The following is a 15,504-nucleotide window of genomic DNA, read 5'->3' as shown; positions in this document are numbered from 1 at the left end:
CTCGACCTGCGGTCGTCGCCCCGCCCGCCGTCCCATGTTTGCGTAAGTCTGGGAGGGGCTGATGCTGGATAGAACCGAAGGATATGTCACCGAGGACGGCCGCAAAATCGGCGGCGTGGTGATGGAGATGAAGAACATAACCCTGCGTTTCGGCGGTGTCGTGGCAATCAAGGATATCTCGTTCGACATTCGCGAGGGTGAGATCCGCGCCATTATTGGACCGAACGGGGCGGGCAAGTCCTCGATGCTGAACGTGATCTCGGGGTTTTATGTCCCGCAGGAGGGCGAGGTCTGGTTTCATGGGTCAAAGCGCCCGCCGATGCGCCCCTATGAGGTAGCGCGGCAGGGGATCGCGCGTACGTTCCAGAACATCGCCCTTTTCGAAGGCATGAGCGTTTTGGACAACGTCATGACCGGGCGGCTGAACTACATGAAGACCAACATGTTCCAGCAAGCCTGGTGGAAAGGCAAAGCCGAGGCGGAAGAGGTTGAAAACCGCGAAGCTGTCGAAAAGATCATCGACTTTCTGGAAATCCAGCACATCCGCAAGACGCCGGTATCGCGCCTGCCTTACGGGTTGAAAAAGCGGGTCGAGCTGGCGCGCGCGCTGGCGGCAGAGCCCAAACTGTTGCTGCTGGATGAACCGATGGCAGGCATGAACGTGGAAGAGAAAGAGGACATGAGCCGCTTTATCCTCGACGTGAATGACGAGTTCGGCACCACCATCGCGCTGATCGAACACGATATGGGCGTGGTGATGGACCTGAGCGACCGGGTGGTCGTGATGGATTACGGCAAGAAGATCGGCGACGGCACACCGGATGAGGTGCGCAGCAACCAGGACGTCATCGACGCCTATCTGGGGGTCAGTCATGACTGAGCATCGGACAGACATGTGGGGAGGCACAGATGCCTGAACAACTCGTATTCGCGATGGAGGTCATCCTCAACGGTCTGATGGCCGGGGTTCTTTATGCGCTGGTCGCGCTGGGCTTTGTGCTGATCTACAAGGCCTCGGGGATATTCAATTATGCTCAAGGTGTTATGGCCCTGTTCGCGGCGATGACACTGGTCGGGATCATGAATGGGCAGGTTCCTTTTGCGCATCTGATCAACGCGACTTTTGGTACGCATATCCACTATTTCGGCTGGAACGTCCCGGCGCTGCTGGCGATCATCCTGACTATGGTCGTCATGGTACTTCTGGCCTGGGCGGTGCAGCGGTTCGTCATGCGCCATCTGGTCGGGCAGGAACCGATCATCCTGTTCATGGCCACCATTGGTCTGGCCTATTTCCTTGAAGGCGTGGCTGACCTGATGTGGGGGTCTGAGATCAAGACACTGGATGTGGGCCTGCCTCAGGGTATCAACCTGTGGATCGATGAGACGACATTCAACATCTTCGGGTATGGCTTCTTCATCGACAATCTGGACATTGTGGCGACGGTGATTGCGGCGCTGCTGGTGGCGGCTCTGGTCGCGTTCAGCCAGTACACCAAACAGGGTCGGGCGATGCGCGCTGTGGCGGATGACCATCAGGCGGCGCTGTCTGTTGGGATTTCGCTGAACTTCATCTGGATCATGGTCTGGTCGGTTGCGGGTTTCGTGGCGCTGGTCGCAGGCATCATGTGGGGCACCAAGTCGGGCGTGCAGTTCTCGTTGTCGTTGATCGCGCTCAAGGCGCTGCCAGTGCTGATGCTGGGCGGGTTCACCTCTATCCCTGGAGCCATCGTGGGCGGGCTGATCATCGGCGTGGGTGAGAAGCTTTTCGAGTTCGCCATTGGCCCGCTGGTCGGCGGCGCGACCGAGAACTGGTTCGCCTATGTGCTGGCGCTGATCTTCCTAGTGTTCCGTCCACAGGGTCTGTTCGGCGAGAAAATCATCGAGAGGGTGTAGGGCATGACCAAATTCATCGCCATCATCAACGTCATCTCGTGGGCCGGGTTCTGGGCCTTTGGATACATCGCCATCACCTCGGACGATCTGACGGATGGTCAGCTGACTATCGCCGCGATCCTGGCCTTTGCCGGGCTGATCATGGGCGTGCTGGCCTATCTGAAACTGGTGCGCGCCTCTGAGGCGAGCGGATATGCCAAAGGGTCCAACCAACTGGACGCTGAAGCCCGCAACAAAGCGCAGGAACAATGGGGAAAGTAAGACATGTTCTATCGTGAGGCCGGGGATTTCAAAACCTCGTACATTGATGACAGCCAGACCTTCCCGATCAAGTTCGACCGGTATCGATACTATGTCGTGCTGGCGGTGGCGTTTGGGATCATTCCGTTCCTGATCAACGACTATCTGGCCAACGCGCTGTTGCTGCCGTTCCTGATCTACGCGATTGCCGCGATCGGGCTGAACATACTGGTGGGTTATTGCGGGCAGGTCTCGCTGGGCACCGGGGGGTTCATGGCCGTGGGGGCCTATGCCTGCTACAAGCTGATGACCGCCTTCCCGGATGTCAGCATGTTCATCCATGTGCTGCTGGCCGGAGGGATCACAGCTATTGTCGGTGTGCTGTTCGGCCTGCCGAGCCTTCGGATCAAGGGGTTCTATCTGGCGGTGGCAACGCTGGCGGCGCAGTTCTTTCTGGTGTGGTTGTTCAACCGGGTGCCGTGGTTCTACAACTATTCGGCCTCTGGCCAGATCAACGCACCGGAACGTGACGTGTTCGGTATCATCATCACCGGGCCGAACGCGCCTGCTTGGGCGACCTATTTATTCTGCCTGATCTTCCTGAGCCTCTGCGCCCTGATCGCGCGCAACCTGACGCGCGGAACCACCGGCCGCACATGGATGGCGATCCGCGACATGGATATCGCGGCCGAGATCATCGGGGTGAACCCGCTCAAGGCGAAACTGACCGCCTTTGCCGTCAGCTCGTTCTTTGTGGGCATTGCGGGCGCGCTGTTCTTCGCGGTCTATCTGGGCGCGGTCGAGGTCGGCGAGGTCTTCGGCATCCAGAAATCGTTCCTGGTGCTGTTCATGATCATTATCGGCGGGTTAGGGTCTATTTTCGGCTCGTTTGCCGGGGCAGCGTTCCTGGTGCTGCTGCCGGTAGTGCTGAAAGTGGTCGGTGCCGACTGGCTGGGCTGGCCGACCGATATCGTCGCGCATCTGCAGCTGGTGATCGTCGGCGGGCTGATCATCCTGTTCCTGATCCTTGAACCACACGGTCTGGCGCAGTTGTGGCGCGTGGCGAAAGAGAAACTCAGACTCTGGCCGTTCCCGCACTAGGGCAGGCCCAATCAGATAACGGGTGCAAAGCCCGAACCCAACATCGGATCAACCAAGGGAGGAGACACCCGATGAAATTGAAACTGGCAACCGTGGCGCTTGGCGCCGCAATGGCAGCGGGGCCGGTCATGGCCGATCTTGTGTTCCCGTCGCTCAGCTATCGTACTGGCCCATATGCGGCGGGCGGGATTCCGTTTGCAGACGGCTATGCGGACTATTTCACTCTGCTGAATGAACGGGATGGCGGGATCGGCGGCGTTCCGATCAAGGTCATCGAGTGTGAAACCGGCTATAACACCGAAAAGGGTGTGGAATGCTATGAATCCACCAAGGGCGAAGGCTCGTTGGTGTATCAGCCCTTGTCCACCGGGATTACCTATCAGCTGATCCCGAAAACCACCGCTGATGGCATTCCGATGCACACGATGGGGTACGGGCGCACCTCGGCCAAGAACGGCGACGTGTTCAGCCATACCTTCAACTACCCGGCGAACTACTGGGACGGAGCTTCGGGTGCGGTCAACTATCTGCTCGAGGAAAACGGCGGCGATCTGAGCGGCAAGAAGATCGCGCTGGTCTACCACAACTCGGCCTATGGCAAGGAACCGATCCGTACGCTGGAAGAACTGTCAGCCAAGCACGGCTTCGAGCTGGCCGCCCTGCCGGTGGATCACCCGGGTCAGGAGCAGAAATCGCAATGGTTGCAAATCCGTCGCGACCGTCCCGACTATGTCCTGATGTGGGGCTGGGGTGTGATGAATCAGGTCGCCGTACAGGAAGCCGCCAATATCCGTTTCCCGATGGAGAACTTCATCGGTATCTGGTGGTCGGGTTCGGAAAACGATGTGCTGCCTGCGGGCGAGGCCGCGAATGGCTATAAGGCACTGACCTTCCACAATGTAGGCACCGACTTCCCGGTTTTTGATGATCTTCAGAAACATGTGATCGACGCTGGCAAAGCCGCCGGTGCAGGTGATCAGGTCGGTACTGCCCTGTATAACCGTGGCCTCTATGCCGCGATGCTTGCCGCCGAAGCTGCGAAAACGGCGCAGGAAATACACGGCACCGCCGAAATCACCCCCGCGATGATGCGCGATGGCATGGAAGCCCTTGAGATGACCGAGGCGAAGATGACCGAGCTGGGTCTGCCGAACTTTGGTCCGACATTCTCGGTCTCGTGCGACAACCATGGCGGTGACGCTCTGGTGGGCGTGACGCAGTGGGATGCGGCGAATAAGGCCTGGACGCTGATCTCGGAGTTTAAACCGACCGATGGTGACGTGATCGGCGGGCTGATTGGCGAAGATTCCGCAGCCTACGCGTCGGAAAACAACATCGACTCGCGCTGCAACTAAGGCGCTTTGACAAACCCGGGGCGGCGGTCAGCTGCCGCCCCGAACCCCACACTCGCACAAGGACACGCGCAGATGCTGGATGCGGCTCAAACCACCGAAGTTCAGGCGGAAACCCTGCTTGAGGTGAACAATATCGAGGTGATCTACAACCACGTCATCCTAGTTCTGAAGGGTGTCAGCCTGACCGTGCCCAAAGGGGGCATTACCGCGCTGCTCGGCGGAAACGGGGCGGGAAAGACGACGACGCTTAAGGCGGTGTCGAACCTACTGCATTCGGAACGCGGCGAGGTCACCAAAGGGACGATCAAGTATCGCGGGACCAGCGTACATGAAAGCGATCCGGCCGATTTGGTGGAAAAGGGCGTTATCCAGGTGATGGAAGGCCGCCATTGTTTCGAACACCTGACGGTCGAGGAAAACCTGCTGACCGGCGCCTATACCCGTAAGGACGGCAAGGCCGCGATCCAGCAGGATCTTGAGCTGGTTTATACCTATTTCCCCCGCCTCAAGGAACGCCGCCGATCACAGGCAGGCTATACCTCTGGCGGTGAGCAACAGATGGTGGCGATGGGCCGGGCGCTGATGTCGCGCCCCGAGACGATCCTGCTGGACGAACCCTCAATGGGTCTGGCGCCGCAGCTGGTCGAAGAGATTTTCGGCATCGTGAAGGATCTGAACGAGAAAGAGGGCGTGTCCTTCCTGCTGGCTGAACAGAACACCAATGTGGCGCTGCGATTTGCCCATTACGGCTACATTTTGGAATCGGGTCGCGTGGTGATGGATGGCCCGGCGGCGGAATTGCGCGAGAATCCAGACGTGAAGGAATTCTATCTCGGCATGTCGGATGAGGGGCGCAAAAGCTTCCGCGATGTGCGCTCGTATCGCCGCCGCAAGAGGTGGCTGTAAGCGGATGGAGGATATGGTCATGACAAAGTATTACGACGCTCTCGAAACCCGCTCAGCCGACCAACGTGCCTCCGATCAGGCGCAGGCATTGCGTGTGCAGCTTCAACGGGTGCTGTCCGCGCCAGGGTTTGAGGCACATCTGGCTGGGATTGATAGCAACGCTGTCGCATCGGTTGAGGATCTGGTGAAACTGCCGGTTCTACGCAAATCCGATCTGGCACAGGCACAGGCCTCGCGGCCCCCGTTCGGCGGCTTTACCGTCAAACCGGCGCGGCATTTCCACCATGTGTTCCAATCCCCCGGTCCGATTTACGAACCCGGCAGCACCGATCCCGATTGGTGGCGCATGGGGCGGTTCCTGCATGCGGCGGGCGTGGGTCCGGGCGACATCGTGCAGAATTGCTTTGGCTATCATCTGACCCCTGCGGGGATGATCTTTGAAAGCGGTGCGCGCGCTGTGGGCGCGGCAGTTCTACCCGCCGGTACCGGCCAGACCGAGCTGCAGGTGACCGCCGCGCGCGACGTGGGCTGTACTGCCTATGCGGGTACACCAGACTATCTGAAGGTCATTCTGGACAAGGCGGATGAGATGGGCGTGGCGCTTGGATTTACGTCTGCCGTAGTGGGCGGCGGCGCGCTGTTCCCGTCCTTGCGTCAGGAATATGCCGACCGCGGCATTTCCTGCCTGCAATGCTATGCCACCGCCGATCTGGGGAATATCGCCTATGAAAGCCCCGCGATGGAAGGGATGATCATCGACGAACATGTCATCGTCGAGATCGTTACCCCAGGCACCGGAACCCCTGTGGCCGAGGGTGAAGTGGGTGAGGTCGTGGTGACCTCGCTGAACCCCGATTATCCGCTGATCCGGTTTGCGACTGGCGATTTGTCGGCGATTATGCCGGGGGAGTCCCCCTGTGGCCGCACCAATCTGAGGATCAAGGGCTGGATGGGCCGGGCCGATCAGACCACTAAGATCAAGGGCATGTTCGTGCGCCCCGAGCAAGTGGCCGCGCTGGTCGACAAACATGAAGAGATCGTCAAGGCCCGAGTCATCGCCGCCCGTCAGGGCGAGATGGACACCATGACCGTTCAGATCGAAAGCCCCCGCGACGACGACGTGGCCTATGCCAAATCTGTCATCGAAGTCCTGAAACTGAAAGGCGCGATCGAGGTCGTGGCCCCCGGATCGCTGCCCAAGGACGGCTTGGTGATCGAGGATCAGCGCGTCTACGAATGACCCTGTAAAACAGCTCTGCGGCAGTATGTGCCGCAGAATTGTGTCGCCGCCCACTGGTGTTTCTTAGCGTTTTGGTCAATTAAAGGCGGAACCTGCGCCTTAGCCTGTCACAACCGGAAACATGGCCGAAATCGAGTATTCAGAACACGGAACGCGCCATAAGGGCGTGTTTGGCACCCGGCTGGTGGGCACGGTGGCCTGTCTGGTGGCTGCCGCATGTCTATTACCGATGGTGGCGGTTGTTCTGGCGGCGGTAACCGGTGGGACGGACACAATCTCGCACCTGCTGGACACGGTTCTGCCGCGCTATGCTCTGACGACTGTGGTTTTGGTGGTTCTGGTAGCCATTGGCACCTTTTCCATCGGCGTCGGCGCGGCGTGGTTGGTGACGATGTGCCGTTTTCCCGGTGTACGCTTCCTTGAGATTGCACTGGTCCTGCCGCTTGCCTTTCCGGCCTATGTGTTGGCCTATGCTTATACTTTCATTCTGGATCATCCCGGCATCGTTCAATCCACCCTGCGCGAGGTAACCGGGTGGGGCCCTCGCGATTATTGGTTCCCCGAGATCCGCTCGACCGAGGGCGCGGCGGTGATGCTGATCCTCGTACTTTACCCTTACGTCTATCTGCTGGCCCGTGCGGCGTTCCTGCAGCAAAGCGCCACCGCTTTTCTGGCCGCCCGCGCGCTGGGCAAAAGCCCATGGCTGGCCTTCTGGCACGTGTCGCTGCCGATGGCGCGTCCGGCGATTGCGGGGGGTGTCCTGCTGGCCATCATGGAGACTATCGCCGATTTCGGCACGGTGGCCTATTTCGGCGTGCAGACCTTTGCCACCGGCATCTATACCAGCTGGTTCTCGATCGGAGACCGCGCCGCCGCCGCGCAGCTTGCTCTGTGCCTGCTGGGGTTCGCGCTGGTCATGGCTATGGCCGAGCGGATACAACGCGGCAAGGCGAAGTATTACCAGGCGGGCAAAAGCCATGCGTCCTTGCCCTCAGCGCAGCTGAAAGGCTGGCAATCTTTGGCAGCCTTTACGCTCTGCGCTATTCCGGTTTTTCTGGGATTTTTGCTGCCGGTCTTCATTCTGATCCAGATGGGCCTGCAATCGGAACAGAACCTGCTGTCGCGGCGTTATATCGGGTTCATCCAGAACTCCCTGACTTTGGCGGGCACAGCGGCGGTGGTCACGGTATTTGCCGCGATCTGCGTGGGGTTCTTTCAACGTCTGCGCCCGGGGCGGGGATCGGCCACCGCGGGGTATCTGGCACGGCTGGGTTATGCGGTGCCGGGTGGGGTGATCGCCGTGGGCCTGATGGTGCCGTTTGCCAGTTTTGATAACGCGCTGGATGCGTGGATGCGGCAAACCTTCGATATCTCGACCGGGCTTCTGGTGACGGGGTCGATTTGGCTGCTGATCGCGGCCTATATGGTGCGCTTTCTGGCCGCCGCGCTCAGCGCTTATGAGGGTGGGCAGAGCACGGTTCACGCCAATATGGACGCCGCCGCGCGATCGCTGGGCCAGACGCCCTTGGGCACGCTGCGCCGGGTGCACCTACCGATCCTGACGCCGTCACTTTTGACGGCGCTGCTGATCGTCTTTGTTGATGTGATGAAAGAGCTTCCCGCGACCCTGATCATGCGCCCTTTCAACTTTGACACATTGGCGGTGCAGGCCTATCGGCTGGCCTCGGACGAGCGGCTCGAAGGGGCGGCCGTGCCTTCGCTGGTGATCCTTGCGGTGGGGCTGTTGCCGGTGATTCTGATCTGCCGTCAGGTCGGGCGGCGCTAGGTCACAATTGACCAAAAAAACACACCATCTCGTGCTCGGGCTTGATTCAAACGCATTTTCCGGCAAGGCTGAGGATATGAACATGCAGCCTCCCAGCCGGTTTTCTGCTAACTCGGCACAGATGCCCGTCGCGTTCGACCGGCGCGAGATGTCCCATATCCTGTCCGTCTATGGCCGGATGGTCGCCGCCGGAGAAATGCGGGATTACGGTATTTCCAACCTACGGGACATGGCGGTTTTTTCCATCTTTCGACGCACGGCCGAACATCCGATCTACCGGGTCGAGAAACATCCGCGCCTGCGGCAGAAGCAGGGAATGTATTCGGTGATTGGCATGGACGGTCGCATCCTGAAACGCGGCCATGATCTGCGCACTGTGTTGCGGGTGTTGGAACGCAAGCTGATCCGCTCAGTCGACCTTGATTAGAGCCTTTTGTGGGATGTAACAGGCCCGTCGCCCTGATCCAAAATACGCGCGATTGCCTGATCCATCGGCTCAAACGTCACGTCCATGTGATAGGCATTGGCGTGCAGTAGCATGTTGTCGTCATAGACCCAGGCGACATGGCCTTTCCAGAACATCAGATCGCCATGTTTCGGGTCTGTGCCTGCAGGCAGGGCCTGACCCAGTTCCCGTTCCTGATCGCCGCTGTCGCCGGGGCAGGGGATACCGCAGGCCAACAGCCCGGCCTGCACCAGACCCGAGCAATCCAGCCCGAACCGGCTGTTGCCGCCCCACAGATAGGGTGTGCCCAGAAACAGCTCGGCCACGGCGACCGGGTCGGTCAGGTGTGTGGCGTTAAACTTGGCGTGGACAGCAGGGATAAAGCCTAGTTCCGTTTCCAGAAACCGGCCCTGTTCCGACAGGACCTGAATCTTGCTGCCGAAACTCAGCGAGACCCGGTCGGGGCTTTTCATATCCGGCTCTGCATAGGCATGGGTCGCGGGGGCGGTGATCCAATGCGTATCGGGAACCGCTGCTCCCAATTGGTCCGAGGCGACCCAGCCGGTGTAACTGTCCTTGTTCGCGGTCACCCGACTCCAGCCGTCCTGAGTTTCCGATACGGAGACCGTGTCCCCGAACAACAACTGCCGGTCCCGGAGGCCATCTGGGCGGCGCATCAGATTGACCACGGGTTTTATGATGCGCTGTTGGGTCATAGGTCCAGAATCTCGGGCAGGGCAGTCAGCAGCGCGCGCGGGCCTTGGCCAAGGCCGCCTTTGCTGCGACCCGGTGCTTTGCTGGGTTGCCAGGAATAGATGTCGAAATGCATGTAGCGGCTGTCGCCGACAAACCGGCGCAGGAACAGCGCGGCCGTGATCGATCCCGCAAACCCGCCCGAGGGCGCATTGTCCAGATCGGCAATGCCCGGTTCTATCATCGCTTCATAGGGTTCGTGGAACGGCATCCGCCAGACCGGATCAGCGGCCTGTTGTGCGACCCGCGCTAAGGCATTGGCGGCCCTGTCGTCATCGGTGTAGAACGGCGCCAGATCACCGCCAACGGCCACCCGTGCCGCGCCGGTTAGTGTGGCCATTGAGATCACCATGTCCGGATTGCCCTCATCCGCCAACGTCAGCGCATCGGCCAGCACCAGCCGCCCCTCGGCATCGGTGTTGTTGATCTCGACCGTCAGACCCTTGCGTGAGGTCAGGATATCGCCGGGGCGGAAGGCGTTTCCGGCGACCGAGTTCTCAACCGCCGGGATCAGTACCCGTAGTTGCAACGGCAGCTTCAACGCCATGATCATTCGCGCCAGACCCAGCACATTGGCCGACCCGCCCATGTCTTTCTTCATCAGCGCCATTGAATTTCCGGGCTTCAGGTTCAGGCCCCCGGTATCGAAACATACGCCCTTGCCGACCAAAGTCAGCTTCGGACCCGAGTCGCCCCAGTTCATCTCGATCAGGCGCGGTTCCTGCGCGGCGGCGCGGCCAACGGCGTGGATCATCGGAAAGTTCTGATCCAGCAGGGCTTGCCCCTTGATCACGTCGCAGGAGGCACCAAACTCCTGCGCCAACGTCTCGGCGGCAGCTTGCAATTGATCGGGACCCATATCTGCGGTGGGCGTGTTGACCAGATCGCGGGTCAGGGCCTCGGCTTGGGCCAGAACCTCGATCCGCGCTGAATCCACGTTTTGAGGAGCAACCAGACGGGCCTTGGCCCCGGATTGCGCGGCATAGCGGTCAAACGCATAGCCGGTCAGCAGCCAGCCCAGACATTCAGTGTCCTGCGCATCCGCAGGCACGCCAGATGCGATGTGATAGGTGCCTTTGGGCAGTGCTTCGGCGGCGGCGGCCAGCGGAAACCGTTTGCGTGCGCGGCCTGCTACTTTGCCATAGCCCGCCACGGCAAACTCTGGATCGCCGTCTGAACCCGGAATTAAGGCGACTTGCCCAAGTGCGCCGGTAAAGCCGCTGGCCTGTACCCAGTTCGACACATGATCCGGCTGGCCTGCCAGCCAGTCATCCAGATCGGGTTGCGCGATGACGTGCAGCGGCAGCGAGGGTTCAGAGGGCGAAGCAAAGGACAGGGTCATGGAAATCTCGGCTGGTTGGGTTTGCGCCCAGCCTAGCCGCCCACGGCCCGTCCGCAAGCCCCGTCAGACGGAAAGATCCTGCTGATCCCAGATCACGGTCAGCGATTTTTCTCCGACCCGGATCAGCCGCGACAGGGTGGCCCCAGTGGCCACTGCATCGCCGGTGTCCACGGTCTGCGCCACATCCCCGGCAACCCGCGCCAATGCGACCATGCCGACTTGATCCGCGATCGCCACCAGCGACCGCGCGCATTTGCGCAGCCCCGCCCAGTCGCGCTGTCGCCAGAACCGCTCGCAATTCGACAGGCGAACAGCAAGTTCCTCGACTGTGCGGCACAGCACATCCAGCGCGTTCTTGTCGCCCAGTTGGCGATACAATCCGCTTAACTGGTCCGGATCCAGCCGGACGGTTTCCTTGTGTTCAAGCGTTAGTATCTTATCCACCACATTCACCCCAATTCATTACGCCCCCACGGCATGGGCCGACATTGACGGCCAATTCCTTTGCAAAACCTTGCTTTCGCGCTGGATAATGGCTCGAATTTTCGGCGAATTCCGGGTAGTGCGGTGCTTGAAACGCTACTCGATTGTTACCATTTGCCAAAAAACCGCGAAAAGGACAGACCCATGCCGATCACCACCGACGAATTGACCGCTGCGCGCGAAGCCTGGGGTCAGGGGCTGATTGCAATTTCGAAAGCCTATGAAGAAGGCGGTATAGACGCGGCGCGTCCCGTTGCCGAAGGTGTTCTGGACGCGGCCTATGGCTATAATCTGGGATCGGTTCTTTTCAAGCCGACCTTGGCCTCGGGGGACCAGACCTTTCGTCCGACGCGCCATGGCGCGCTTGCCTATTTTGTCGGCCATGACGCCGAATACCCGCTGGATGGTGGGTTCGGTATTAAGGGCTGGCGTTCGATGGAGAGCGTGACATCTGCCAGCTTTGTCGAAGGCGACGTTGGCATGTGGATGGGTGCGGTCATACTGACGGACAAAGATGGCAACGTTACGCAGGTCGACAAAAGCTTTGGCTACAAGAAGGATGCCGAAGGGGTGCTGCGCATTGTGTTGCACCACTCGTCCTTGCCCTATCAGCCGTGACCGCGCGCTGAGGCAAATAGAAATCCGGTGACGGGTTGTTCCGAATATTCGATGGGCGCGGGATCAGGTCTCTGATTCCGCGCGATTTTTTGCTATAGTTGCCCCATCCGGGTTTGGATCGGGGACGTCTCATGCGATTCATCAAACGCATTCTTCTGGCTCTGCTTGTGCTTGTTTTGCTGCTGATCGGGGTTTCCTATCTGCTACCCGGGCGGGCCGAAGTGTCGCGCAGCATTGTCATCGACGCCCCGCCCGCGACCATCTTTCCTTATGTAAACTCGATGCAGGAGACCGAGAAATGGTCGCCCTGGCTGGAGCGTGATCCTGCAACACAGCTAACCTATAGCGGTCCCGAGGCCGGGGTAGGCAATACCCTGAACTGGAGCTCGGAAAATCCGCAGGTCGGGACCGGATCGCAGGAGATCATTGAAAGCACCCCCGATCAGACGGTCAGAACAGCGCTGGATTTCGGATCGATGGGCACCGCTTCGGCGTCGTTTGACCTGGTGCCCGAGGGTGATCAGACGCAGGTGACCTGGGGATTCGTCACAGATCTGGGCCTGAATCCGATGGCCCGCTGGATGGGATTGATGATGGATGAATGGGTGGGCGGCGACTATGAACGCGGCCTGTCCAATCTGAAAGCGGTGGTCGAAACGCAGAGTTAGCGGAGTCCGCCCCCCGCTAAGTTGTGACCTCAGAATAAAAAAATCAGCAAAGGCGCTAAAAAATGACCAGTTTGCATCTTTTTTAACTTTTTCGTTGCCGAAACCGGTTTCGGAGCAAACAAATGGAAAAAATGGCTACGAATCTCTCATATCGATCCTTCGCGTCAGCGAATCGCACCTCGGTCTCTGGCCGGGTGAAGCTAGACGAGTTGGCGGCGCATCTGGGCTTGTCGAAAAGCACGGTGTCGCGGGCTTTGAACGGCTATTCCGATATCTCCGAAGTGACGCGGACCCGGGTCGAAACCGCCGCGCGCAAACTGGGTTACCGGCCGCTCAGCCACGCGCAGGCGATCCGAACCGGGCAGGTGCGCGCCATTGCGATGGTGCTGAACAGCGAAGAGCCGGATCAGCACAACCCGTTCTTGCAGGACTTTCTGGCCGGAGCTTGTGAGGCCGCCAGCAGCCTGGACTGGACGATGACGATTTCCACCGCGACCTCGGAACGCGACACGCTGACGGTGCTCAGCCGCCTGTTCGAGGAACGCAAGGCAGATGGTTTCATCCTGCCGCGAACGATGGTCAAGGATGCGCGCGTCGGGCTTTTGCGCAATCTTGAGGTGCCGCATATCTTGTATGGCCGCACCGGGTACGGGCAGCCAAACACGTGGGAGGAGACCTCATGGTTCGACATCGCGGGCGAAACTGCCATGCGCAAGGCCGTGCTGCGGCTGGCCGGGTTCGGACATACGCGCATCGGCTTCGTCGGAAGTGATCCCAAGTTCAACTACAGCCACCTGCGTCGCGATGGGTACACCGAAGGTCTGCATCAGGCGGGTCTGCCTCTTGATCCCGACCTGATCCGCGAAGGCGCCCGCACGCGCGAAGATGGCGCCGCACAGGCAATGGCGCTGATGCAGTTGGATCAGCCGCCGACCGCGATTGTCTTTGCCACCGATCTGGCCGCGTTGGGCTTTTGTGCCGCCGCGCAGGATCTGGGGTTTGAGATTGGCCGCGACGTGTCGGTCATCGGCTATGACGGTATTCCGGAATGCCGTTACGCGCGCCCCGCGCTGACCACATTCGCCGTCGATTCCCGCATGGCCGGGCAGCGGCTGGCAACCTTGCTGATCCGCCAGATCCGGGGCGAAGACCCCGCCGACCTGCGCGAGTTAACCGAGGCGACTTTGATCGAAGGGGAATCGGACGGGCCGCCGCATCTGACACCGGCGGAACTGGCGATCAAACACACTGAATTCAATAAGGAAAAAACGGGAGGAGACCACAAATGAAACTGACACCCAAAGCTGCCAGGCTGATGTTTGGATCGTCGCTGGCCCTAGCGCTGACCGCTCTGTCCGTGCAGGCCGATACGATCCGGTTCTGGACCACTGAAGAACAGCCCGAGCGTCTGGCCAAACAGCAAGAGATGGCAGACCAGTTCAAGGCGGAAACCGGCACCACGGTCGAGGTGATCCCCGTCACCGAAAGCGATCTGGGCACCCGCGCAACTGCGGCCTTTGCCGCCGGAGACCTGCCGGACGTGGTCTATCACACGCTGCAATACGCTCTGCCATGGGCCGAGGCTGGCATTCTGGACACCGAAGCCGCCACCGAAGTGATCGAGGAACTGGGTGCCGACACCTTTGCCCCCGGAGCGCTGGCCATGGCTGCGTTCAATGACGAAACCGCATCCGTGCCGGTGGATGGCTGGACCCAGATGGTCGTCTATCGCAAGGACCTGTTTGACGAAGCAGGATTGGAAGCGCCCGACAGCTTTGCCGACATTCAGGCCGCGCTTGAGGCTTTGCATAACCCGCCCGATATGTATGGTTTTGTTTCGGCCACCAAGGTTGACGAGAACTTCATGAGCCAGGTTCTGGAGCATGTTTTCCTCGCCAATGGCGTCTCGCCGGTCGGCCCCGACGGGTTCCAGCCGCTGGATGAGGCCAAGACCACCGAAGTTTTGGATTTCTACAAGGCGATCTCCAAAGCGTCGCCCCCGGGTGAGCTGTACTGGAAGCAATCGCGCGAGCTGTATTTTGACGGCAAGGCCGCGATGATCATTTGGTCGCCTTTCATTCTGGACGAACTCGCCGGTCTGCGTGACAGCGCCCCGCCGACCATTACCGATGACCCGACCTCGCGCGATCTGGCGGGTAAGACCGGTATCGTCACCAAACTGTCCGGCCCGTCGAACCCCGATGGCGCGGCCTGGGGTGACGTTCGCTACTTTGGCATCACCAACGATGCAGATACCGATGCGGCGATGGAATTCGTGAAATACGCCATGGATCAGGGCTATACCCAGACCCTGGCCATCGCGCCCGAGGGTAAGTTCCCGGTTCGTCGCGGCAACGCCGATAACCCCACTGCGTTCTCGGAAGCCTGGGCCGAGCTGCCCGTTGGTGTGGACCGCAAAGCGCCGCTGGGCGAGCTGTATGAACAGGCGATGATCGACGAGATTGTCGGCGGTCTGGATGTGGCACAACGCTGGGGCGTGGCTGAGGGGCAGCTGTCGCTGGCCTCGAAGATGATCAACTCTCAGGCCATCAACCGGATCGTGCGTCAGTATATCGACGACGAGATCGACGCCGCCGCCGCTGTTGCGGCCATGAACGAAGAGCTGGCCAAGGTTCAGTAATCCACCAGCACCAGCAGCGGCGTCCGCGCC

The 15,504-nt window shown here is 60.1% G+C and carries 16 protein-coding genes; 13 read left to right on the top strand and 3 right to left on the bottom strand.

Annotated elements, in window-relative coordinates:
• Positions 1–61: 61 nt before the first annotated feature.
• From GOW98_RS17080 to GOW98_RS17040, 9 genes are all read left to right on the top strand, one after another.
• A complete protein-coding gene (locus tag GOW98_RS17080; protein WP_170334197.1) occupies positions 62–880 on the top strand; it encodes an ABC transporter ATP-binding protein in 819 nt (272 codons plus the stop codon).
• Between the two features lie 29 nt (positions 881–909).
• The gene (locus tag GOW98_RS17075) at positions 910–1,896 is read left to right on the top strand and encodes a branched-chain amino acid ABC transporter permease (RefSeq protein WP_170334195.1); all 987 of its coding nucleotides are present in this window, start codon (positions 910–912) and stop codon (positions 1,894–1,896) included.
• 3 nt (positions 1,897–1,899) lie between these two features.
• Complete coding sequence (locus GOW98_RS17070) at positions 1,900–2,157, top strand: hypothetical protein (protein WP_170334193.1); 258 nt, start codon at positions 1,900–1,902, stop codon at positions 2,155–2,157.
• 3 nt (positions 2,158–2,160) lie between these two features.
• Positions 2,161–3,237, top strand: a complete 1,077-nt coding sequence (locus tag GOW98_RS17065) for a branched-chain amino acid ABC transporter permease (RefSeq protein WP_170334191.1) — start codon at positions 2,161–2,163, stop codon at positions 3,235–3,237.
• A gap of 71 nt (positions 3,238–3,308) precedes the next feature.
• A complete protein-coding gene (locus GOW98_RS17060; RefSeq protein ID WP_170334189.1) occupies positions 3,309–4,592 on the top strand; it encodes an ABC transporter substrate-binding protein in 1,284 nt (427 codons plus the stop codon).
• Positions 4,593–4,664: 72 nt separating this feature from the next.
• A complete protein-coding gene (locus tag GOW98_RS17055; RefSeq protein WP_170334188.1) occupies positions 4,665–5,498 on the top strand; it encodes an ABC transporter ATP-binding protein in 834 nt (277 codons plus the stop codon).
• Between the two features lie 13 nt (positions 5,499–5,511).
• A complete protein-coding gene (locus tag GOW98_RS17050; protein WP_437436863.1) occupies positions 5,512–6,738 on the top strand; it encodes a phenylacetate--CoA ligase family protein in 1,227 nt (408 codons plus the stop codon).
• A 121-nt stretch (positions 6,739–6,859) separates the two neighbouring features.
• Complete coding sequence (locus tag GOW98_RS17045; protein ID WP_170334184.1) at positions 6,860–8,524, top strand: ABC transporter permease; 1,665 nt, start codon at positions 6,860–6,862, stop codon at positions 8,522–8,524.
• A gap of 76 nt (positions 8,525–8,600) precedes the next feature.
• Positions 8,601–8,951 (top strand): DUF2794 domain-containing protein, encoded by a 351-nt coding sequence (locus tag GOW98_RS17040; protein ID WP_170334182.1) that lies wholly within the window; start codon positions 8,601–8,603, stop codon positions 8,949–8,951.
• On the opposite strand, the gene GOW98_RS17035 is transcribed toward GOW98_RS17040, so the two are convergent.
• From GOW98_RS17035 to GOW98_RS17025, 3 genes are all read right to left on the bottom strand, one after another.
• Complete coding sequence (locus tag GOW98_RS17035; RefSeq protein ID WP_170334180.1) at positions 8,948–9,685, bottom strand: C40 family peptidase; 738 nt, start codon at positions 9,683–9,685, stop codon at positions 8,948–8,950. The two genes, GOW98_RS17040 and GOW98_RS17035, sit on opposite strands and share 4 nt — an antisense overlap.
• Positions 9,682–11,064: a leucyl aminopeptidase family protein gene (locus GOW98_RS17030; RefSeq protein WP_170334178.1), complete on the bottom strand. Its 1,383-nt coding sequence runs from the start codon at positions 11,062–11,064 to the stop codon at positions 9,682–9,684. The genes GOW98_RS17035 and GOW98_RS17030 overlap by 4 nt, the downstream gene beginning before the upstream one ends.
• A gap of 63 nt (positions 11,065–11,127) precedes the next feature.
• Entirely contained in the window at positions 11,128–11,517 is a 390-nt protein-coding gene (locus GOW98_RS17025) for a hypothetical protein (protein WP_170334176.1), read from the bottom strand.
• A gap of 174 nt (positions 11,518–11,691) precedes the next feature.
• Between GOW98_RS17025 and GOW98_RS17020 the strand changes: the two genes are divergently transcribed.
• The 4 genes from GOW98_RS17020 to GOW98_RS17005 all read left to right on the top strand — a co-directional run bounded on the left by GOW98_RS17020 (position 11,692) and on the right by GOW98_RS17005 (position 15,474).
• Positions 11,692–12,165, top strand: coding sequence for a phosphoribosyl-AMP cyclohydrolase (locus tag GOW98_RS17020; protein ID WP_170334174.1), 474 nt, complete (start codon positions 11,692–11,694; stop codon positions 12,163–12,165).
• Between the two features lie 131 nt (positions 12,166–12,296).
• The gene (locus GOW98_RS17015; RefSeq protein WP_170334172.1) at positions 12,297–12,833 is read left to right on the top strand and encodes an SRPBCC family protein; all 537 of its coding nucleotides are present in this window, start codon (positions 12,297–12,299) and stop codon (positions 12,831–12,833) included.
• Between the two features lie 131 nt (positions 12,834–12,964).
• The gene (locus GOW98_RS17010; protein ID WP_170334494.1) at positions 12,965–14,122 is read left to right on the top strand and encodes a LacI family DNA-binding transcriptional regulator; all 1,158 of its coding nucleotides are present in this window, start codon (positions 12,965–12,967) and stop codon (positions 14,120–14,122) included.
• Positions 14,119–15,474 (top strand): ABC transporter substrate-binding protein, encoded by a 1,356-nt coding sequence (locus tag GOW98_RS17005; RefSeq protein ID WP_170334170.1) that lies wholly within the window; start codon positions 14,119–14,121, stop codon positions 15,472–15,474. The genes GOW98_RS17010 and GOW98_RS17005 overlap by 4 nt, the downstream gene beginning before the upstream one ends.
• Positions 15,475–15,504: the final 30 nt, after the last annotated feature.

Source organism: Ruegeria arenilitoris (genome assembly GCF_013032445.1).
Classification (GTDB): Bacteria; Pseudomonadota; Alphaproteobacteria; order Rhodobacterales; family Rhodobacteraceae; genus Ruegeria; species Ruegeria arenilitoris_F.
This window is presented reverse-complemented; position numbering and strand designations above follow the sequence as displayed.

What these genes read in the sequence shown, in the direction of transcription:
- GOW98_RS17080 (WP_170334197.1), top strand. Translation starts at nt 62, where the DNA reads ATGCTGGATAGAACCGAAGGATATGTCACCGAGGACGGCCGCAAAATC.
- GOW98_RS17075 (WP_170334195.1), top strand. Translation starts at nt 910, where the DNA reads ATGCCTGAACAACTCGTATTCGCGATGGAGGTCATCCTCAACGGTCTG.
- GOW98_RS17070 (WP_170334193.1), top strand. Translation starts at nt 1,900, where the DNA reads ATGACCAAATTCATCGCCATCATCAACGTCATCTCGTGGGCCGGGTTC.
- GOW98_RS17065 (WP_170334191.1), top strand. Translation starts at nt 2,161, where the DNA reads ATGTTCTATCGTGAGGCCGGGGATTTCAAAACCTCGTACATTGATGAC.
- GOW98_RS17060 (WP_170334189.1), top strand. Translation starts at nt 3,309, where the DNA reads ATGAAATTGAAACTGGCAACCGTGGCGCTTGGCGCCGCAATGGCAGCG.
- GOW98_RS17055 (WP_170334188.1), top strand. Translation starts at nt 4,665, where the DNA reads ATGCTGGATGCGGCTCAAACCACCGAAGTTCAGGCGGAAACCCTGCTT.
- GOW98_RS17050 (WP_437436863.1), top strand. Translation starts at nt 5,512, where the DNA reads ATGGTCATGACAAAGTATTACGACGCTCTCGAAACCCGCTCAGCCGAC.
- GOW98_RS17045 (WP_170334184.1), top strand. Translation starts at nt 6,860, where the DNA reads ATGGCCGAAATCGAGTATTCAGAACACGGAACGCGCCATAAGGGCGTG.
- GOW98_RS17040 (WP_170334182.1), top strand. Translation starts at nt 8,601, where the DNA reads ATGAACATGCAGCCTCCCAGCCGGTTTTCTGCTAACTCGGCACAGATG.
- GOW98_RS17035 (WP_170334180.1), bottom strand. Translation starts at nt 9,685, where the DNA reads ATGACCCAACAGCGCATCATAAAACCCGTGGTCAATCTGATGCGCCGC.
- GOW98_RS17030 (WP_170334178.1), bottom strand. Translation starts at nt 11,064, where the DNA reads ATGACCCTGTCCTTTGCTTCGCCCTCTGAACCCTCGCTGCCGCTGCAC.
- GOW98_RS17020 (WP_170334174.1), top strand. Translation starts at nt 11,692, where the DNA reads ATGCCGATCACCACCGACGAATTGACCGCTGCGCGCGAAGCCTGGGGT.
- GOW98_RS17015 (WP_170334172.1), top strand. Translation starts at nt 12,297, where the DNA reads ATGCGATTCATCAAACGCATTCTTCTGGCTCTGCTTGTGCTTGTTTTG.
- GOW98_RS17010 (WP_170334494.1), top strand. Translation starts at nt 12,965, where the DNA reads ATGGCTACGAATCTCTCATATCGATCCTTCGCGTCAGCGAATCGCACC.
- GOW98_RS17005 (WP_170334170.1), top strand. Translation starts at nt 14,119, where the DNA reads ATGAAACTGACACCCAAAGCTGCCAGGCTGATGTTTGGATCGTCGCTG.